The organism is Salinispirillum marinum (assembly GCF_042650105.1).
Taxonomy (GTDB): Bacteria; Pseudomonadota; Gammaproteobacteria; order Pseudomonadales; family Natronospirillaceae; genus Salinispirillum; species Salinispirillum marinum.
Map to the genome: position 1 here is coordinate 1 of NZ_JBHSAL010000001.1, position 19,183 is coordinate 19,183.

At 51.5% G+C, this 19,183-nt stretch carries 16 protein-coding genes and 1 rRNA gene; 9 read left to right on the top strand and 8 right to left on the bottom strand.

Features of this window, described 5'->3' with window-relative positions; translation table 11 throughout:
* Nucleotides 1-69, bottom strand: a 16S ribosomal RNA gene (locus tag ACFOSD_RS00005); the annotation flags it as partial.
* A gap of 413 nt (nucleotides 70-482) precedes the next feature.
* Nucleotides 483-1,583, bottom strand: a complete 1,101-nt coding sequence (gene zapE, locus ACFOSD_RS00010) for a cell division protein ZapE (protein ID WP_380694927.1) — start codon at nucleotides 1,581-1,583, stop codon at nucleotides 483-485.
* Between the two features lie 155 nt (nucleotides 1,584-1,738).
* Between zapE and ACFOSD_RS00015 the strand changes: the two genes are divergently transcribed.
* The 4 genes from ACFOSD_RS00015 (at nucleotide 1,739) to ACFOSD_RS00030 (ending at nucleotide 6,059) form a co-directional block, all read left to right on the top strand.
* Nucleotides 1,739-2,146: a YhcB family protein gene (locus ACFOSD_RS00015; protein ID WP_380694925.1), complete on the top strand. Its 408-nt coding sequence runs from the start codon at nucleotides 1,739-1,741 to the stop codon at nucleotides 2,144-2,146.
* A gap of 117 nt (nucleotides 2,147-2,263) precedes the next feature.
* Nucleotides 2,264-3,172 (top strand): sulfate adenylyltransferase subunit CysD, encoded by a 909-nt coding sequence (cysD, locus tag ACFOSD_RS00020; RefSeq protein ID WP_380694923.1) that lies wholly within the window; start codon nucleotides 2,264-2,266, stop codon nucleotides 3,170-3,172.
* 10 nt (nucleotides 3,173-3,182) lie between these two features.
* Entirely contained in the window at nucleotides 3,183-4,808 is a 1,626-nt protein-coding gene (gene cysN / locus ACFOSD_RS00025; protein WP_380694921.1) for a sulfate adenylyltransferase subunit CysN, read from the top strand.
* Between the two features lie 129 nt (nucleotides 4,809-4,937).
* Complete coding sequence (locus ACFOSD_RS00030; protein ID WP_380694919.1) at nucleotides 4,938-6,059, top strand: PQQ-dependent sugar dehydrogenase; 1,122 nt, start codon at nucleotides 4,938-4,940, stop codon at nucleotides 6,057-6,059.
* On the opposite strand, the gene trhP is transcribed toward ACFOSD_RS00030, so the two are convergent.
* The 4 genes from trhP to ACFOSD_RS00050 form a co-directional block, all read right to left on the bottom strand.
* Nucleotides 6,056-7,438 (bottom strand): prephenate-dependent tRNA uridine(34) hydroxylase TrhP, encoded by a 1,383-nt coding sequence (gene trhP, locus ACFOSD_RS00035; RefSeq protein ID WP_380694917.1) that lies wholly within the window; start codon nucleotides 7,436-7,438, stop codon nucleotides 6,056-6,058. The genes ACFOSD_RS00030 and trhP overlap by 4 nt on opposite strands.
* Nucleotides 7,439-7,502: 64 nt before the next feature.
* Nucleotides 7,503-8,474 (bottom strand): alpha/beta hydrolase, encoded by a 972-nt coding sequence (locus ACFOSD_RS00040; protein WP_380694915.1) that lies wholly within the window; start codon nucleotides 8,472-8,474, stop codon nucleotides 7,503-7,505.
* A complete protein-coding gene (locus ACFOSD_RS00045; RefSeq protein ID WP_380694913.1) occupies nucleotides 8,462-9,871 on the bottom strand; it encodes a DUF3482 domain-containing protein in 1,410 nt (469 codons plus the stop codon). Before ACFOSD_RS00045 ends, ACFOSD_RS00040 begins: the two co-directional genes overlap by 13 nt.
* A gap of 6 nt (nucleotides 9,872-9,877) precedes the next feature.
* A complete protein-coding gene (locus ACFOSD_RS00050; protein WP_380694911.1) occupies nucleotides 9,878-10,876 on the bottom strand; it encodes a DUF2868 domain-containing protein in 999 nt (332 codons plus the stop codon).
* A 226-nt stretch (nucleotides 10,877-11,102) separates the two neighbouring features.
* On the opposite strand from ACFOSD_RS00050, the gene ACFOSD_RS00055 reads away from it, so the two are divergent.
* On the top strand, nucleotides 11,103-11,261 hold the full coding sequence (locus tag ACFOSD_RS00055; protein ID WP_380694909.1) for a hypothetical protein: 159 nt from the start codon (nucleotides 11,103-11,105) through the stop codon (nucleotides 11,259-11,261).
* Nucleotides 11,262-11,267: 6 nt separating this feature from the next.
* On the opposite strand, the gene ACFOSD_RS00060 is transcribed toward ACFOSD_RS00055, so the two are convergent.
* Together ACFOSD_RS00060 and ACFOSD_RS00065 are read right to left on the bottom strand one after the other, a co-directional pair.
* The gene (locus ACFOSD_RS00060; protein ID WP_380694907.1) at nucleotides 11,268-11,879 is read right to left on the bottom strand and encodes a riboflavin synthase subunit alpha; all 612 of its coding nucleotides are present in this window, start codon (nucleotides 11,877-11,879) and stop codon (nucleotides 11,268-11,270) included.
* A 7-nt stretch (nucleotides 11,880-11,886) separates the two neighbouring features.
* Nucleotides 11,887-12,225, bottom strand: coding sequence for a DUF2185 domain-containing protein (locus tag ACFOSD_RS00065; RefSeq protein WP_380694905.1), 339 nt, complete (start codon nucleotides 12,223-12,225; stop codon nucleotides 11,887-11,889).
* Between the two features lie 421 nt (nucleotides 12,226-12,646).
* On the opposite strand from ACFOSD_RS00065, the gene ACFOSD_RS00070 reads away from it, so the two are divergent.
* The 4 genes from ACFOSD_RS00070 (at nucleotide 12,647) to ACFOSD_RS00085 (ending at nucleotide 19,109) form a co-directional block, all read left to right on the top strand.
* Nucleotides 12,647-12,835, top strand: coding sequence for a hypothetical protein (locus tag ACFOSD_RS00070; protein WP_380694903.1), 189 nt, complete (start codon nucleotides 12,647-12,649; stop codon nucleotides 12,833-12,835).
* Nucleotides 12,836-12,882: 47 nt separating this feature from the next.
* Nucleotides 12,883-14,676, top strand: coding sequence for a M61 family metallopeptidase (locus ACFOSD_RS00075; RefSeq protein WP_380694901.1), 1,794 nt, complete (start codon nucleotides 12,883-12,885; stop codon nucleotides 14,674-14,676).
* Entirely contained in the window at nucleotides 14,673-15,140 is a 468-nt protein-coding gene (locus ACFOSD_RS00080) for a DUF1499 domain-containing protein (RefSeq protein ID WP_380694899.1), read from the top strand. The genes ACFOSD_RS00075 and ACFOSD_RS00080 overlap by 4 nt, the downstream gene beginning before the upstream one ends.
* 333 nt (nucleotides 15,141-15,473) lie before the next feature.
* Nucleotides 15,474-19,109 carry a hydantoinase B/oxoprolinase family protein gene (locus tag ACFOSD_RS00085; protein WP_380694897.1) on the top strand — a complete coding sequence of 1,212 codons (3,636 nt, stop codon included), beginning with the start codon at nucleotides 15,474-15,476 and terminating at the stop codon, nucleotides 19,107-19,109.
* The last annotated feature ends 74 nt before the right edge of the window (nucleotides 19,110-19,183 follow it).

The window sequence follows — 19,183 nt, forward strand, 5'->3', positions numbered from 1 at the left end:
CCGCTCGACTTGCATGTGTTAGGCCTGCCGCCAGCGTTCAATCTGAGCCATGATCAAACTCTTCAGTTTTAAATCAGTTGGTCATCATAAATGACAACCCAAACTTTGCTCAGTAGTTAATCGGAATCCACCGTGTACCCAGCCAAAGCCGAGCACATGTATGAATTCACAGTCACTTACTGATATTTGTTAGACTAGCTAACCCACATCAACAAGTGCCCACACGAATTACTTGATTGATTACCTGAATTTTTAAAGAACTTCTTGCCTTGGCAAGGAGCGCACATCTTAATGATCCTGCGCTGCGTGTCAACTCCTTTTTTGCTTTTTTCTTCTTGCGAATCAGTCGCTTATCGCCACTCATTCTGCTGATGAAACACCGTATCCCTGACAGCGGAGGCGCATTATAGAGGCCTGCCTCTGAGAGTCAACCTATAGCACAAAAAAGTTTGAATTTTATGTACCGCTAACAATGATAACCCTCAACCCAGATGCTCAGCCGCCAAATAGTCATGCGACTGCATCTCCAATAGACGACTTTCCGTACGCTCGAACTCAAAAGCCCGCCGCCCTTGTACATAAAGCTCAGTAATGGGCGCTGCCGCCGAGACCAGAAGTTTGACGCGCCGATCATAAAATTCGTCCACCAAGTTGATGAAGCGCTTTGCCTCATCGTCATTGGTGCCGACGAACTGCGGCACACCCGAGATCACCACAGCATGGTAGCACTTGGCAATTTCAATATAGTCATTCTGGCTTCGCGGGCCACCACAGATACCCGCAAAATCGAACCAGATGACGTCTTCGCATTCTCGACGGAAAGGAATCTTTCGCCCTAATACTTCAAGATGACCATCAACCCGGCATTCATCCAAGTCCGGCGCCAGACTTTCAAAGCGCTGCAACAACATGGACTCATGCTCGCTGGATGCTGGATGATAGAAAAGCTGCGCTTGCTCTAACGTGCGTAGACGATAGTCAACACCATTATCGACATTAATGACGTCTGTATGGGTATTGAGCAATTTAATCGCTGGCAAGAAACGTTCACGTTGCAACCCGTTGGGGTAGAGGCCGTCCGGAATGATATTGGACGTCGTCACTAGGGTAACACCCTCACGCATGAGACCGTCCAGGAGATTGCCAAGAATCATGGCATCCCCAATATCGCTGACAAAAAACTCATCCAAACACAGTACGCGATATTTTTGCCCCATCTCAGTAGCGATGAGGTCCAACGGATTCTTCTGCCCCTTAAGCTCGGTTAGACGCTGATGTACGGTTTGCATAAATCGGTGAAAGTGCACCCGCAACTTGGCTTCCAACGCTAAGGATTCGTAAAACGTATCCATAATGAAGGTCTTGCCCCGTCCGACACCCCCCCAAAAATATACCCCCTTGGGTGCCTTGGGCTTTCGTCCCAGCGCTTTTCGGAACCGCCCACTGACCGAAGATCGAGCCCGATGGTACGCCACTAACTGCGCATGGAGCACGTCCAAACGCTTTACCGCCATCTCCTGTACGGGATCGTGTTGAATGAGTCCTTGCTGAACATTGGCCTGATAACGAGCAAGAGGGGTCATGAGGATGCGGGATCTCCATTGAATGAGTGCGCGATTTTAGCGTTCGCGGGCCATCTTTCAAGCATTGCTTATTTATCCATGGAAGGCTCTCCCTATAAAAGGATAAACTCCGCTATAATTTGACCCTAACGTATTACCAACACGGAGTCGTTACTATGTTTGATTTGGCCACGTTGTTCATGGGGTTCACGCTCGGCGCTGCCGTGGGTATCGTTGTAACCTTGTTGATGTCCCGCAAGCATGGCAACGCAGACAGCGTTCGCAAGCAACTTGAAGCGCTGAAGAATGAACACACCAAATATCAGATGGACGTCACGGAGCACTTTGCCCGCACCTCAGAGCTTATCGCGTCCCTCAACCAGAATTACCGTAACATCGAGCAACACTTACAAAATGGCGCTGACAATTTGGTGTCTTACGACTACAAACTTGCTCAACTACGCCAAGGCAGTGACGTCAGCATAGACAATGAAATGCCCTACGTGGGCGTAAGCAAAGACTATGCAGAAGAGCAACAAGAACCGGAATCGGTTGAACAGAGCGATTCAGCACAGATCCGATAAGCAGGGCATCATCCTTGCCATATACATATAGCCAATTATTCTACAAGAATGATTTATTATAACCTTTAGACTTAGTTATACTGTGCGACATAAATTGACCAGCATTGCAGGGCTAACATGTCGCACTACCACCTCACTCACCTCAAACAGCTTGAAGCAGAAAGCATTCACATTATTCGTGAAGTGGCTGCGGAGTTTGAGAATCCGGTCATGCTTTATTCCATTGGCAAAGACAGTGCCGTAATGCTGCACCTCGCCATGAAAGCCTTCTTTCCCGGTAAATTACCCTTTCCCTTGCTGCATGTAGATACTGGCTGGAAATTCAAGGAAATGATTGAGTTTCGTGACCGCGAAGCTAAGCGCTTAGGCCTTAATTTACTCGTACACCAAAACGCTGAAGGCGTAGCCATGGGCATCAATCCCTTTGATCATGGCAGTGCAAAACACACAGACATTATGAAGACTCAAGCGCTGAAACAGGCGCTGAATCAGTACGGATTTGATGCCGCTTTCGGTGGCGCACGCCGGGATGAAGAAAAGTCGCGGGCTAAAGAACGCGTATACTCGTTTCGGGATGCGCAGCATCGCTGGGATCCGAAAAGCCAACGGCCCGAGCTATGGAACACCTACAACAGCCGTATCAACAAAGGTGAAAGTATTCGCGTGTTTCCATTATCCAATTGGACAGAACTGGATATCTGGCAATACATTTACTTAGAGAGTATCCCGATTGTGCCGCTGTATTTTTCTGCACCTCGGCCGGTTGTTCATCGCGATGGTATGTTGATCAAGGTCGATGATGACCGCATGAAATTAAAACCGGGCGAAAAAATCGAAGAGCGCTCGGTGCGATTCCGCACGCTGGGTTGCTACCCGTTGACGGGTGCCGTCGAGTCCAACGCCACGACCTTGCCAGAAATCATTCAAGAAATGCTCTTGACCACGACATCTGAGCGCCAAGGCCGCCTGATCGATCATGACAGTGCCGGCTCGATGGAAAAAAAGAAGCAAGAAGGTTATTTCTAAGGGGTTCAATATGTCACACCAGTCCGAGCTGATTGCTTCTGATATCCACAGTTACTTGAAGCAACATGAAAACAAAGAACTCTTGCGCTTTCTAACCTGCGGCAGCGTAGACGACGGCAAAAGTACCTTAATTGGTCGGTTGTTGCACGACTCAAAAATGATCTACGAAGATCAACTAGCGGCCATTGAAAGCGACAGCAAAAAATCCGGTACGACGGGTGAAAAAATTGACCTCGCACTCTTGGTCGATGGGTTACAAGCAGAGCGTGAGCAGGGCATTACCATAGATGTAGCCTATCGGTATTTCTCCACCGCCAAGCGCAAATTCATTATTGCCGATACGCCCGGACACGAACAATATACGCGCAATATGGCGACCGGTGCGTCCACCTGTGACCTGGCCATTATATTGATCGATGCACGCCACGGCGTGCAAACGCAAACTCGGCGGCACAGTTTCATTGCGTCTCTTTTGGGCATTCGGCACATTGTGGTGGCGGTAAACAAAATGGATTTGGTGGCCTTCGATGAGCACCGATTCAACGACATTCGTACCGACTACCTGAATTTCAGTGAGCACTTAGGTTTTGGCGATGTCACCTTCGTTCCTATGTCGGCCCTAGAAGGCGATAACGTGGTGAATGCCAGCACCCAAACGCCATGGTACCAAGGCCCAACCCTTATGAATGTGTTGGAAAACGTTTCTATCGCCCGTGACGTGGATGTCACCCGGTTCCGTTTTCCGGTGCAGTACGTCAACCGGCCAGACCTTAACTTCCGCGGGTTTTGTGGCACGATTGCCGCGGGTGTCGTACGACCGGGCGACCCAATTCTTGCCCTGCCTTCAGGCCGCACCTCAACCGTCAAATCTATAGTGACGTATGACGGCAACCTGCAGGAAGCCTTTGTCAACCAAGCCGTCACGCTGACCTTAAATGATGAAATCGACATCAGCCGAGGGGACATGCTGGTCCATCCCGATCAGTTGCCGCAACGTGGGCGGCGCTTTGTAGCTAAGATGGTCTGGATGACTGATGCGGCCATGACGCCGGGCAAACAATACGATTTCAAAGTCGGCGTGAACACCAGCGCGGGTGTGGTGACTCACTTATTCAACAAAATTGATGTGAATACACTGGCCGATCTGCCCGCAGAGCAGCTCGCCCTGAATGAAATTGGTTTGTGTGAAATCACGCTGAACAAAGAAGCCGTTTTTGATAGCTATAAACAGAACCGCTGGACCGGGTCATTCATTGTGATTGATCGTCTCACCAACGTCACAGTCGGTGCCGGTATGATTGAACGCGTGGTAGACGGCAGTGATCGGCTCCGCCCAGTCAGCGACGAAGAACGTGAACGCCGTTTTGGCCAAAAACCAATTTCGGTGATTCTGACGGCCGATAAACACGGTGATCTCGCCGCTCAAGTCGAGCGTTTATTGTTTGATTCTGGACACCTTAGCGTCACCGTCAGCGCCGCTGATGCACTGACCGCTGCGCCCTATATTGAAGCAGCGGGCGCCATTGCAATCATTGTTGGCAACCCTGGAACTGAACTGCCTTTTGGTATTCGCATGGACCAGAATGATCCTGTCGCTGTCGTAGAGCAGTTGCTTACTCAAGGCTACTTGCGTTAATCCCTCAAATCAGCCACCGAACCATCCGAGTGTCGGTGGCTGATTTTAAAGTCATGATTAGGTAAAAAACTTCTCCGACGCCCGATCTCTTTTACACTGTCCTCCTTCATGCCATTGATTGAGGTTAAGATGAAAAATCGCAAGGGCTTCGCCCTCGGGCTGTTGTTCAGTCTCGCAATCATTTCTACAGATGGATTGGCCCAGAATTATCGCTCTGAACATCACACCTTTACGTTGGAAACGGTAGCAACAGGTCTGCGCCATCCATGGAGTATCGCTTTTTTACCGGACAACGAAATTCTTATCAGCGAACGCTCGGGTATATTGCGCCGCATGGTGGATGGTCGTTTATTGTCCGATCCTGTTTCTGGTTTACCTGACATCACCGCTTCGGGGCAAGGCGGCTTATTGGATCTGGCCCTACATCCTGACTTTGCAGTAAACCGCTGGTTGTATTTCAGCTATTCACACGGCAATGCCCAAGGACTGACGACACGGGTTGCCCGTGGACGATATGAATCCGGTGAACTCACCAACGTTGAAATTGTGTTTGAAGCTCTACCCAGATTGCCGGGTGGTCGCCACTTTGGTTCACGGTTAACGTTCGACCCGCAAGGCTATCTGTACGTCACGGTAGGCGACCGTGGACAAGAAACACGTGCCCAACAGCTGGACAGTCATATGGGTACTACCGTGCGCTTGCACGATGACGGTCGCGTGCCACAGGATAACCCCTTTGTCGGCCAATCCGGCGCACGCCCGGAAATATTCACCTACGGTAACCGCAATGGCCAGGGTCTCTTTACTCACCCGTTAACGGGTGACATCTGGCAAAACGAGCATGGCCCGCGTGGAGGTGACGAAGTCAACATCATCCGTGCGGGCTTAAACTATGGCTGGCCGAAAGTGACCTATGGCATCAACTACAACGGCACACCCATTACCGACCTGACCGAAGCAGAGGGCATTGAACCACCGCTGTTGCACTGGACGCCTTCGATTGCACCTGCCGACATGACTTACTACAACGGCACAGTGTTTCCGGAATGGCAGGGAGATATCTTTGTCGGCGCGTTAGTGGGTCAAAAAGTTCAGCGCTTGCGTTTTGCAGGCACCGAACTGGTCGAACAAGAAGATTTGCTAACGCAATTTAATGCCCGTATCCGTGATATTCAAACCGGTCCGGACGGCACATTATGGCTCATTACGGATGAACCGAACGGCCGCTTGATCCGCCTAATGCCGATCTAAAGATCGCGCATCAACAAACCGAATTGCCCTGCTGTCGATGGCAGGGCAACGGGCAAGGCTATGGACACCTCATAATCGGAACCGGGCACCTCATGGATCGAATGCCCATTCTTGCGCAAGCGAACGTCTTCCAGCTGAAAGCGGACGTTGCCCTCCGGCGTCATCAGTTCCAGTGTATCGTGCACGCTGAATTTATTTTTCGCCTTTATGAACAGGCGCTCGCCATCCACCCCAACTGCTTCCCCGACAAACTGTTGTTGTGTTGAGATGGACCGTCCCTGATCATAATTTTGGTAGCTGTCATGCGTATGACGGCGGTAGAACCCTTCGGTATAACCCCGGTTCGCCAAATTATCCAAATCATGCAACAGTTGAGGATTAAAAGGCCTTCCGGCACTGGCGTCATTGATCGCTTGCTGGTAACTCTGGGCGGTTCGAGCAACATAGTAGTGCGACTTGGTACGCCCCTCTATCTTCAACGAATGGATTCCGAGGCGAGTTAACCGCTCAACGTGCTGAATGGCGCGCAAGTCCCGGGAATTCATGATGTAGGTTCCGTGCTCGTCTTCCCATGCTGGCATCATTTCACCGGGTCGATTAGGGTCTTCCAGAAGATAAACGCCATCGACCGGCGCGCCTAGCCCTAAAGTAGGTGCCTTCGGTGTGGTATCAACCGCCACATCGCTGATGATTTTATTCTGGCTGGGCGTCCAAACCTCAGGGTTTTGTGGAATGATGTCACCCGTTATATCGGTTTTCCCCACATGTGTTTTGTACTCCCAACGGCAAGCATTGGTGCAGGTGCCCTGATTCGGATCCCGCTTGTTCAGGTAGCCCGATAATAAACAGCGACCGGAATACGCAATACAGAGTGCGCCATGTACAAAGACTTCCAGTTCCATTTCCGGCACACGCTGGCGAATTTCTTCAATCTCATCGAGCGACAATTCACGCGATAAAATCACCCGTGATATGCCTTGTCGATGCCAAAACTCAACCGCCGCATAATTGACCGCATTGGCCTGCACCGATAAATGGATTGGCATATCCGGCCATGCTTCGCGCACCATCATGATCAAGCCCGGATCCGACATGATCAAGGCATCCGGTTGCATCTCAATAACGGGGGCCAAATCGCGGAAATAGGTTTTTACCTTGGCGTTATGGGGCGCAATGTTGCTCGCCACATAGAATTTTTTACCCAACGCGTGCGCTTCTGCTATGCCTTTCTGTAAGTTCTCCAAGTCAAAGTCGTTCTCACGCACCCGTAAACTGTAGCGCGGCTGTCCGGCATAGACCGCATCAGCACCGTAGGCCAAGGCATAACGCATATTGCGCAAAGTACCGGCGGGCGATAACAATTCAGGACGAAAAGACATGACAAAACCTCGTTAACATCAGCGGGCGCGGATTGTAGCAAAACCCGCGCAGAGTGCGAGTGCCTTATAGCCCATTAAGAAAGGCACGAAAGTTTTGAATCACCTCTTCATTGCGGTCAGAACCCATCACATTGCCCACAAACACATGCTGTGATTCGCCCAAAGGCACAGTGATCCACCGGAAATCTTTTTGGGGCGCACCCCATTGCGCGAACACTGTCCGTGCCCGACGAGGATTAATGACGGGGTCGTCCGGACTCACTTGCATCATCACGGGCACCGTCAACTGGCCGTAATCAATATGATCTACTTGTTCGAGTAACACCTGCATTTCAATCCAGGCCTGCGTACTGTAGGTGGTTGACCAATACCGCCCTTGCAGCTCATTCATCGGCTCCCAAGAATGATAACGACCTGCCACCCAGGGAATCCAAATACGCGCCCCTGGCCAGGTCAGTAAAAAGGCTCGTCGATCACTGACCCCAAAATTCGGTGCCACCAGCAAGATAGCTTTAATATGCTCGGCCACGCCTTGCTGGGTTAACCAGGCCGCAGAAGCGGCACCGGTGGAGGTGGCCACAATCACGACCTGTTCACCCAGGGCACGAGCCATTAACCAATATTCCCAGACGGACTCCAACCAATGCCCGGCATGAAACTTACCCATACCTGCGGTACCCATGCCATGACCGGCGATGCGCGCATACACAGCATTGGCCCTGTCCTGTTCCGCCAGCGTTTCCGTCACCGGAGATATTTCTTGCCGGGACGCAGACAGGCCGTGCAGATACAGATAACACACGTCGGTTTTTTTTGGCTGCTCGGGGTTGGCGAATACCACACAGGCTTCCGCACCTGGCTTCAAGCCTCGCTCATTCGCCTCACGGGCCTGCAGCCGGTCAGCGATTTGGGAAAACGATGAGAAGGGTGGCAATTGACTCGGCAAAACCGGGGGAATCAGTGTCGGCCGCGCCAACTTAGGCCAGAGTAAAAGGCCCATGGATGCGAAGAATACAACTGCAATTACATAAGCCATGTACGATCCTTTTCTGCTGCCATAAATCGCTCCAAACGTGCACTGAGCTGGGATTGAATCCACGCTGCTAACGCCTGCTGATGATGTGACTTCCAACGGCCATTTTGTAAGGTCTTCACCCATTTCAATAGCTGAATCTGTGCGCTACGATCCCATTGTTCAGCGGTATTATGGAGTGTAAAGGCCGAGCGCTCGGCGTGGGGTTTAACCCACAGCTGTTGCACAAAACTCAGGGCTCTCGACATGACCACCAGGGGAAAGTTCGGATGTTTCACCGGCCCGATAAAGGTTTTTTCCTGACTCAAACGAAACAGCCCCCAGCGCTGACCCGGCTTTTGCTTGGTGGCCAACCAGCCACTGGCAGATCCCACGACACCACCGGACACAGCACCCAGCAATAGAGATGCGCCACCCAACCCAACATCAATGGCCAAGCCAGCCGCAGCACCAGCGGCCGCACTCACCAGCAACAAGTCCTTTTGTTTTAACCCCCATAAATACCAGGTTTCCGTGCGCATCAGATTATGCGCATCAAGTGCCCAGTCCGCTATGCGATCGACCTCCGTCGACTGAAAATGCCAGAGGTCGAGGAGACTGTGAAACCATTGACGTTCGGCATCATCCAGCTTCTGCCGCAAAATCTCTTCGGCTTTAAGGCCACTGGCACGATGTAAGGCATGCATAGGCTCGCGGCGATCCATTTGCTCACACCAATACTGGGCTAAACGTATACTAACGTCCTTCAACCTTTGCTGCTGGCGCTGTTCCAAACCGGCACACAATTCAGCCATGGCGTCAGACCAACCCAAACGCAACTCGCCAATCGCACGCAATAACGTCAACCGGGCCGGTAAGTCAGCGGTGAGCGGATTAAATACCCTGACCCACTGAAAATACTGCTCTAAGGTGCCCAGCCACTCCGTTCGTTCCTCGCCGACCGTCATCGGATTGATGACCGCCATGCGAGGCTGTCCGGTCCAGCGCAGAATCTCCATTTCCGCTTCGTCTGCGGCGGTAACCGGCTGTGCCGCATCCACGACATATAAAATGCCGGCACCCGCCATAATGGGCGTCAACAAGGCGACTTCGTCAGGAAACCTTGCTGCGTGCGTGGGCTCGGCGAGAAACTCTTTGATCCGTGCTGGCCGTTGCGCCGGATTGACCGCCACACTGGTCAGCCAGTCAAGCACTTGGTGAGGACGCTGAAACCCCGGCGTATCGGTCAATTGTAGGAGCGTTTTTCCATGCCACTTAAAATAGAAGCTGTCCGCTTGCCTCGTGGTCCCGGATTCCAGCCCCACCTGCACCGTATCATCCTCAACTAAGGTAGACACCATCGAGGACTTACCCTTGTTGGGGTGACCTACCACGCATAGATGGGGTGCCAATCGTTGCATAAAGCGCTACGCCTTTGTAAGCCAAGTTAAGCCATGTTGACGGGCAAACGCCTGCCAACTCGCCAGGTGCCGAGCACTGTGCGCATGGCTGTCGCCATGTACATAAAGCGCTTGTTCAGGTTGCCAGACCTGTTGAGCCTTAGCGATCCAGTCGCCGAGTTCTGCGACCGGCGAACGCCCGGCTAACACATGCCAAACCATTCGGCGAGGTCGGATCTGCTCCACTGCACGCCAGCGCTCAAGGTCGACTTGCCATATTTGATCGCCCAACACCACCGCAGAAAAGCCAGCGCTAAGAGACTGTTCCCAGTCCAGCATGAATGCATCTTCCCACTGGCCGAAAGGCGCTTCTAACAGAGTTTGCTCGGAGCGATGGAGCGGTCTGGCATCGTGCGTTGACTGTACAGCTACGGCTTGCAGAGATAAGCGTTTCCAGCGGTAAAAACAGTATGTCCCCAGCAGCACACGAGGTAGGAAGTTATAAGCCAATATATTCGCCAGCAGAAAAGGCCACCATGCACCCGCAAGTTCTGTATTGCCTGATTGGGGCGCAATGCGAACAAAACGGGTAGCATCCAGAACGTCCGCATTGGGTACCGCTGCCGACCACCACCCCGCCCAAGGAAAAGCAATCGTGTGCACGAAGGACGTCAAATGCACGGTTGTGAGGGCCAAGGTTGAACTCCAACCAAACGCCAAATCAGAAAATAATAGGAGCAGCAAAAACGTAGCCATCAACGCGAGGGCAAAAAGAGCCCACGCCCATTGCAGCAACATGGCCAAGTGCCAACGTTGCAAAGACGTTGGCTGCCAATACGCCGTGCCCCGCCACCACGTTAAAACCCATGGACGACGACCACCAAACATTAGCCATATCAAAGCAATCAGTGAACCCATAAAAGGCAATCCGGCCCACAACAGCCACAACCAGAGGACATTAATACGTCCGTCCGGCGCGTAACTCAATCCTCCAAGGGCGACGAACACCCCCAACAGCGGAGCCATCGCCCAAACCCATAGGGGGAACGTCAACTCACCCGCTATAATGGAAGAAACCCTCACTGATTCGTTGCCTGAACCCATGCAAACCATGACTTGTAGATAGGGAAGATAGCGAAAGTGTGCCAGATCTGGCGCGCCACTGCACCACTATAACATTTGACCTGAACACGAAGAGCGCGTTAGAAAGTACCGAACTATTAATCGACTGTTTGCACTAGGAGAGAACACCATGCACACAAAAAGTCTTTGGCTACTGATCGTCGTACTGTCCCTGACCGCTTGCGCGGGAAAACCTGTACCAGAACCACAAGCCGACGATTGGCAGGAAAGGATGCAACAACAGCGTGACCGGGCGTTTGACGAATTGGATCGCCAAACCGGCCAGTAAACCGACTTACAAGCCGCGCTGTGCCAACATACGTTCAACCGTATCAACCACAGCTCGAGTTTGGCTGTCGATTTCGATGTTAACCACCATACCCGCTGCCGCGTGACCGAAATTGGTGAGCTGCAAGGTTTCCGGGATCAGACTTACAGTAAAACCTTCCGCCGTGAGATCGACGATGGTCAGGGACGCACCATCCACACCGATATAGCCTTTGCTGAACAAATAAGGTCGCAACGCTTCCGGGACGTCTATGGTTAACAATCGCCCATGGCCCAAAATGTCGACTTTAGCCACTTTGCCCATCGTCGCAACATGACCCGAAAGCAAGTGACCGCCCACCTCATCCTGACCCTTCATGGCCCGCTCAAAGTTGAGGGAATCGCCGACTTTTGCCTGCCCTAAGGACGTTAACTGCAAAGACGTTTGCATCACATCAAAGTCAACCACGTTGCCTTGCAGACCCACCACCGTCAAACACACACCATTTAATGCAACGGATGCACCGCGTTCGACGTCTTCAATTTTTCCCTCCGGAAAGGACACCTTGAGCCGCACCAAGTCTTGATCCGGCGCAACCTGAACGACTGTTGCCTTACCCTGCACAATGCCTGTGAACATAAAACCCTCAATCTGGGATGTTGTAATCCGTAACGGGAACCCAATCATTGCGCCCGGGCAACCGCTCCCAGACACTGCCTACTTCAGAGCACTCAAGTAGGCTTGAGATACTGGGATCCAATCGCTCCATACAGTCCAGCGGCGCCACCAAAGCGCTGCCCTCCTGCATTAAAAACTCGTCTGATTCCAAACCTGAGTAGAACCGGAAACCCGTGTCATTCACGTGGTTCGGATTTTCTTTGTAGAAAAAGCGGATTGGCATCGGCTGCTCATTGAGTATCATGCTGGAGGCGAGACACAGGTGCCCGCTCGACATCACGGCTACTGACCGACCAATTTCACTCATTACTGCGCCTACACTGTTGCCAAAAGGGCGCGCATTATATAGACCGGATTCCGTCTTTGAGAACCCCCCTAAGTCCCTTTTTCGTGTGAAGAAAAAAACTCTCCAACAGATCAACTGCTTACAAATGTTACATTTTGTAAACGCCCACCAACAGCATGCTCAGTCTTGCCAAAGGGGCACAAGGAAGATCAGAATTGCGGCCTGTTTGCTGTCATAGAAAAGAAAAGAGCACAGAAAAAAAGAAAAAACGAGGTACACTTGCTATATTAGAGTAATATATTAACCAGTGTTCATTTTCCCTATCGGTCAACTTATTTTGTGAAATCCGTCATAAAATGAATCCACTAGGCAATTTTCACCCTATAGTAGTATCAACGTCGTCTGAAAACTGTCGATCCAGAGGAATACAGAGGAATAAAGGATGGATGTGCAATCACAGCTAGCATCACTTGAACAAGCCATTACCGACGCTGAAGAGCGTAAGCGCGAATTCGTGCGCGACCACCCCAATGGCACCGGAGATAAAACCGAGCGCACCAAACTATACACCGATGTAGAGCGCGCGCGCCGGGCCTTACGGGAATTTAAAGTTAAGAATCAATTGGTTTAATCTGGCCGTACAGGTCTGTTTTTTTCGGACACCATAGGCTGTCACGCATGGTATCGAAGTCGCCACGTTATTCTATTTGCCCGGCAGACCCTGCCGGGCACAATTTTGTCGTATCCATTCTTATTCCTGACCCTGCACCGGAACAAATGTTCTGGTTGCCTGCCTGGATTCCAGGTTCCTATATGGTGCGTGACTTTGCGCGCCACATAATTGGCTTGCAAGCGACCGACAACACTGGTGCACACATTGAGTTGGAGCAACTCGACAAGCAGACATGGCGCGCGCACCACACGAACACTTCGGTTCTGAAACTCACCTACCAAGTGTATGCTTGGGACCTGTCGGTACGCACCGCCTTTCTTGACCAATCCCGAGCCTTTTTCAACGGTAGCAGTGTATTTCTCGCCGTCAAAGGTCGAGAACAGGACCCGTGTTTGGTGCACATTGCGCCCCCTGCTGAGCCCGTTGATGGGGTGTGGCGCGTCGCCACGGCGCTACCTGCATTAACGGTAGACCCATATGGCTTTGGTGAGTATCAAGCAGAGAGCTACGATGCGTTGATCGATCACCCGGTCGAGATCAGTGATCATCAACCCGGCACTTTCCATGTTAACAATGTGCCGCATCAGATCGTCTTATCCGGTCGGCACAATGCGGATACGGATCGACTGCAGAATGACTTACAAAAGATTTGCCAGCAGCATATTAACTTTTGGCAGATTCCAGCACCGATGGATCAGTATGTATTTATGACCGCCGTTGTCGGCTCTGGCGCGGGCGGCTTGGAACATCGAGCCAGTACCGCGTTGATGGCCAGTCGGAATGACTTGCCCTATCGCGGGATGAAGGACACCACCTCCGGCTACCGCAATTATCTGAGTCTGTGCTCGCACGAATACTTTCATACCTGGAACGTAAAGCGCTTAAAACCACGTCGTTTCATACCCTATCAACTCGACAAAGAAAGCTACACCGAACTGCTCTGGTGGTTCGAAGGCATCACGTCGTACTACGACGATCTCGGTGTAGTGCGCGCCGGCTGCATGTCCGCAGAACATTACTTGGAAGCCTTAGCACAAACCTTTACCCGGGTGCACCGTGGCGTGGGTCGGACCAAACAAAGTATGGCCGAAAGCAGCTTCAATGCGTGGACCAAGTTTTACCAGCAAGATGAAAATGCTGCCAATGCGATTGTCAGCTATTACAGCAAAGGGGCTCTGTTTGCGCTGTATCTGGACCTGAGCATTCGGCAACGTACGCAAGGCCGCCAAAGTCTGGACGACCTGGTGCGCGCGGTATGGCAAACGCACAGTACCGACGGCGTACCCGAAAGAGGCATTCCCGTGGTGGCCGCGCAAGTGATCGCCTGTGACCTTTCCGATGTCTTCGCGCTTGGACTGTATGACACCGAAGACCTGCCACTTGCGCCGCTGCTGGCCGAGTTTGGTGTTCAGATGATCTGGGGTACGCCCCGTAATCTTCAACAGCCAGGTGGCCAAAGCACCCAACTCAAGTCCGACGCGTTGTGTCTCGGCGTGCGCTTCGAGCAACACCCTTTAGGAGCCAAGGTTGCTGTCGTGCACACCGACAGCCCAGCCCACAAGGCGGGCATTTCCGCAGGCGACATCATCATTGCAATCGATCAATTGCAAACCGACGCTGCACGGATTGACGCGCAACTCGCGCGATATCAAGCCGGGGACAAAATCAACATCCACCTGTTCCGCCGTGACGAACTGCGTGAACACCACGCAACGTTGGCCGTGGGCGCTCAAACAACCTGCGTGCTGTCGCTGCACGATCGATATAAGGTATCTTTATGGTTGGAAATCGACGCATGAACTCATGGCTCACGCTATTGTTGATTGTGGGTGTGGTGTATACCGTACTGCGCGTGATCATAATTCCACTGGTACCACCCAAGATGATCGGCTTGACCGCCAGTGGACACCTGCAACCCTGCCCGAACACCCCAAATTGTGTGTCCAGTCAGGCATCGCCCAGCTCCAGCGCTTATGTTGCTCCACTCGTGTTCAATCCAACGCTGGGCCATCCCATGGATCAACTGCGTACAATACTGGCTGAGATGGGTCGTAACGACATCATGACCGATTCACAACAATACATGCACAGTGTTTTTGTATCGCCTCTGATGGGGTACAGAGATGACGTCGAATTCCTGCTCCTGAACGACGGTAACTCGGTCCAGGTGCGCAGTGCCTCTAGAATTGGTCGGGAAGACTTCCAAGCCAACCGTAAACGCATCGAAGCCCTCCGCCAGCGCATCCAAAACCGCTCAATCTAGTCTTTTAGCCGAAGGGCTCAGATTCCTGCGCCGCCTCTCCTACTCAATAAATACACAGCCTGTTGAATCCAGCGTACTGCAGACGGCCGAAAAACATGCGTCTTGTATCAAGAAATGGCCTCTTGTTGACAACATCAACACTCAAAATGGCAAATCTATACTTGCATTTCGTTGATGATTCATTAATGTATTGTTTATGTTGAGGCCAAAAAAAGAAAAAACACGGTACATTCTCAACCTTGGCATCGACGACACCAAGAATGCACCAGGGACCTAGACCCTCACATTGACGTGCTCAATTACTCCTCAAAACAACTAACTAGGAGACTGTTCATGAATACTCACGCACTCACTTCGACGCCGTGGTCTTTTTGGGTTGATCGTGGAGGTACATTTACTGACATTGTTGCGCGTCAACCTAACGGTGAGCTTGTCAGTCATAAACTCCTTTCAGATAATCCTGCGCAATACAAAGATGCCGTTGTTCAGGGCATAAGAGACTTGATGGGCATCGCAAAAGACGCACGAATTCCCGTTGAACAAATCCACGAAATAAAAATGGGCACCACAGTTGCCACCAACGCCTTGCTGGAACACAAAGGAGAACGGACACTTCTTATCACAACCAAGGGATTCCGTGATGTCTTACATATTGGTTACCAGTCTCGGCCGGATCTTTTCGCCATTGATATTAAGATGCCCGAAATGATCTACGAGGAGGCCATAGAGGTGCATGAGCGCGTCAATGCACAGGGGGACGTATTGGTACCTCTTGATACGGCTGATGCGCGAAAATTGCTGAAAGATGCCTATGCGAGAGGCTTCCGGTCCTGCGCTATTGTATTGATGCACAGCTATCGATTTCAAAACCATGAAAAAATCATCGCGGAACTGGCAAGAGATATTGGCTTTTCACAAATTACTATGAGCTCAGAGGCCAGCCCACTGATGAAGATCGTTAGCCGTGGAGATACGGCTGTGGTTGACGCCTATCTTTCGCCCATTTTGAAACGCTACGTAAATCAAGTCGCCAGCGAACTCGGCGCATTCGTTGCTGAACCCGGCCGCTTGATGTTCATGCAATCCAATGGAGGCTTAACCGATGCTGGCCTTTTCAATGGAAAAGACGCCATTCTAAGTGGCCCAGCCGGCGGGGTGGTCGGCATGGTAAAAACAGCAGAAAACGCAGGCTTCAAGCATTTAATCGGCTTTGACATGGGCGGCACTTCGACCGATGTCTGCCACTATCAAGGCGAATACGAACGGACATTCGAAACAGAAGTCGCAGGGTTCCGGTTGCAAACACCGATGATGTCCATTCACACGGTGGCAGCAGGCGGAGGCTCAATTCTAAATTTCGACGGCAGTCGGTTCAGAGTTGGACCCGACTCAGCTGGAGCCTATCCAGGGCCAGCCTGTTACCGCAATGGCGGTCCTCTTACCGTTACAGACTGTAATGTCATGCTGGGCAAGCTTCAACCCGAGTATTTTCCGAATGTATTTGGACCAAACGGTGATCAACCCCTCGATGTCCAGACGGTTCGCGAGGCGTTCTCAGCCCTCGCTGTCGAAGTCAAAGAAAAGACTGGCCAAGACTTAACCCCCGAACAAGTCGCAGAAGGCTTTCTGTCCATTGCCGTCGACAACATGGCCAATGCCATCAAACACATCTCTACCCAGCGTGGCCACAACATACAAGATTATGTTTTATGCTGTTTTGGTGGAGCGGGCGGTCAACATGCCTGCCTAGTCGCGGAATCATTGGGTATGAAAAAGGTGTTTCTACACCCCTATTCTGGCGTTCTGTCCGCGTTTGGTATGGGTTTAGCTGATGTCCGTGATTTAACCGAAAGCAGCGTCGAGAAGCCTCTTTCAGAAGCCTTGCTTGTTGAACTGAGAGCGTTGAGTAACGCGATGGCAGAAACGGGCAAAGCAAAACTTGCGGCTCAGAGAGTGCCCAGTAATGCCATCAATACTCTGGCTCGACTGCACATTCGCTATGACGGGTCTGATACCAGCATCCTTGTTCCCTTTGGCGCTATGAAGGAAATTATCGAGCGCTTTGAATCCGAGCATAAACAACGCTTTGGCTTTGTATCAAACTCATCCACATTAATCGTAGAAGCGATTCAAATGGAGGCGTTCGGAGGGGGTTCGCAACTCGCACGCAGCAGTGTTGACCCGGAAATCTCGCCAGAGTCCAACACGGCGAAATACCATCAGCTGACCACCAAAGGTCAAAAATACGACGTGCCATTCTACGTGCGAGAGAACATCACAGCCAACAACCCAATCGTTGGCCCTGCAGTCATTGTCGAAAAGACCAGTACTCTAATGATTGAGCCCGGCTGGGTTGCGAGCCTAACCGCCGACAATGATATCATCCTAGAGCAGCGCGTTCAGTCCAAAACCCAAGTTTTGGCCGCCACTCAACCCGATCCAATTACCCTTGAGATATTCAATAATCTATATATGCACATCGCCGAGCAAATGGGGCTGGTGCTGCAAAACACGGCTGCTTCGGTCAACATAAAAGAGCGTCTCGATTTTTCATGTGCCATTTTTAATGCCGATGGAGATCTGGTAGCGAATGCTCCTCATATGCCCGTTCACCTAGGCTCAATGAGCCACAGCATAAAAACGATTATCCAAAAAAATTCGGGGACCATGCGTCGAGGTGATGCATTCATGCTGAACGATCCGTACAACGGAGGCACCCACTTGCCCGACATTACGGTCATTAAGCCGATTTTTAATCCCCACAATGATGATATCGTTTTTTATGTCGCGTCACGCGGCCACCATGCGGATGTTGGCGGTACAACACCGGGCTCAATGCCATCAGATTCAAGCCACATTGACGAAGAAGGCGTTTTATTCGATAACGTAAAAATCGTTGATCAAGGCCATTTCCAAGAGTCTCTGATTCGTCAATTGCTGTCGAGTGCCTATTACCCTGCTCGGAACATCGACTTCAACATCGCTGATCTTCGCGCACAGTTGGCGGCCTGCGAGGCGGGGATGCTATCGTTGCTTAACGTGGTCAAGCAATATGGGCTGGAGGTCGTCACCGCTTACACGCACCATGTGCAAAATAATGCAGAAGAAAGTGTCCGGAGAGTCATTGACGTGCTGTCAGATGGCGACTTTGAATATCTCATGGACGACAACTCTAAAGTAAAAGTCGCCATCAGCGTCGACAAACAAGCACGATCAGCGACCATAGACTTTACCGGAACCAGCCATCAACACCCATCGAACTTTAATGCACCGTTGGCCGTCACACATGCCGCAGTTCTGTATGTATTTAGGTGCTTGGTCAATGACAAGATTCCGCTGAACAGCGGCTGCTTGCGACCCCTAAACATCATTGTTCCGGAAGGATGCATGCTCAACCCAGAGTACCCCGCTGCGGTCGTGGCGGGAAATGTTGAAGTTTCACAACTCGCAGTGGACACTCTGTTCGGCGCCCTGAATGTCGCTGCCGCGTCTCAAGGTACGATGAATAACGTTACGTGGGGCAATCATGAATTTCAATATTATGAAACGCTGTGTGGAGGCAGTGGAGCAACCCGGCAATCGAATGGTGTCAGTGCCGTGCATACACATATGACCAACTCTCGACTGACCGACCCGGAGATTCTCGAGTTTCGGTTCCCGGTCATGCTGGAAGAATTCAGCATTAGACACAACTCTGGCGGGAAAGGAAGGCATACGGGCGGCAACGGGGTAATTCGCAAAACCCGTTTCTTAGCGGATATGGAGGTGAGTGTATTGTCCAATCGTCGAGTGGTCCCGCCTTATGGGTTGCAGGGCGGAGAAAACGGAGCGGTCGGCAGGAACTGGGTACTTCGGGCAGACGGATCGGAGCAAAACCTGGATTCAAAAGCACACACCAAGCTGAATAAAGGCGATGTTTTAGTGATTGAAACGCCCGGAGGTGGTGGCTTCGGCGAGCGAAGCAACTGACGCAAAAAAGTGAGCCAGATTCCGGACTGGCTCACATAAACGTCTCATGTGGTTAAAACCTCACAGAGCATCGA

Excerpts from the sequence above, each read along its gene's own strand:
- cysN (WP_380694921.1), top strand. The coding sequence starts at position 3,183 with ATGTCACACCAGTCCGAGCTGATTGCTTCTGATATCCACAGTTACTTG.
- ACFOSD_RS00055 (WP_380694909.1), top strand. The coding sequence starts at position 11,103 with ATGCACACAAAAAGTCTTTGGCTACTGATCGTCGTACTGTCCCTGACC.
- ACFOSD_RS00065 (WP_380694905.1), bottom strand. The coding sequence starts at position 12,225 with ATGAGTGAAATTGGTCGGTCAGTAGCCGTGATGTCGAGCGGGCACCTG.
- ACFOSD_RS00045 (WP_380694913.1), bottom strand. The coding sequence starts at position 9,871 with ATGCAACGATTGGCACCCCATCTATGCGTGGTAGGTCACCCCAACAAG.
- ACFOSD_RS00085 (WP_380694897.1), top strand. The coding sequence starts at position 15,474 with ATGAATACTCACGCACTCACTTCGACGCCGTGGTCTTTTTGGGTTGAT.
- ACFOSD_RS00050 (WP_380694911.1), bottom strand. The coding sequence starts at position 10,876 with ATGGCTCCGCTGTTGGGGGTGTTCGTCGCCCTTGGAGGATTGAGTTAC.
- ACFOSD_RS00015 (WP_380694925.1), top strand. The coding sequence starts at position 1,739 with ATGTTTGATTTGGCCACGTTGTTCATGGGGTTCACGCTCGGCGCTGCC.
- zapE (WP_380694927.1), bottom strand. The coding sequence starts at position 1,583 with ATGACCCCTCTTGCTCGTTATCAGGCCAATGTTCAGCAAGGACTCATT.
- ACFOSD_RS00070 (WP_380694903.1), top strand. The coding sequence starts at position 12,647 with ATGGATGTGCAATCACAGCTAGCATCACTTGAACAAGCCATTACCGAC.
- cysD (WP_380694923.1), top strand. The coding sequence starts at position 2,264 with ATGTCGCACTACCACCTCACTCACCTCAAACAGCTTGAAGCAGAAAGC.
- ACFOSD_RS00075 (WP_380694901.1), top strand. The coding sequence starts at position 12,883 with ATGGTATCGAAGTCGCCACGTTATTCTATTTGCCCGGCAGACCCTGCC.
- ACFOSD_RS00080 (WP_380694899.1), top strand. The coding sequence starts at position 14,673 with ATGAACTCATGGCTCACGCTATTGTTGATTGTGGGTGTGGTGTATACC.
- trhP (WP_380694917.1), bottom strand. The coding sequence starts at position 7,438 with ATGTCTTTTCGTCCTGAATTGTTATCGCCCGCCGGTACTTTGCGCAAT.
- ACFOSD_RS00060 (WP_380694907.1), bottom strand. The coding sequence starts at position 11,879 with ATGTTCACAGGCATTGTGCAGGGTAAGGCAACAGTCGTTCAGGTTGCG.
- ACFOSD_RS00030 (WP_380694919.1), top strand. The coding sequence starts at position 4,938 with ATGAAAAATCGCAAGGGCTTCGCCCTCGGGCTGTTGTTCAGTCTCGCA.
- ACFOSD_RS00040 (WP_380694915.1), bottom strand. The coding sequence starts at position 8,474 with ATGGCTTATGTAATTGCAGTTGTATTCTTCGCATCCATGGGCCTTTTA.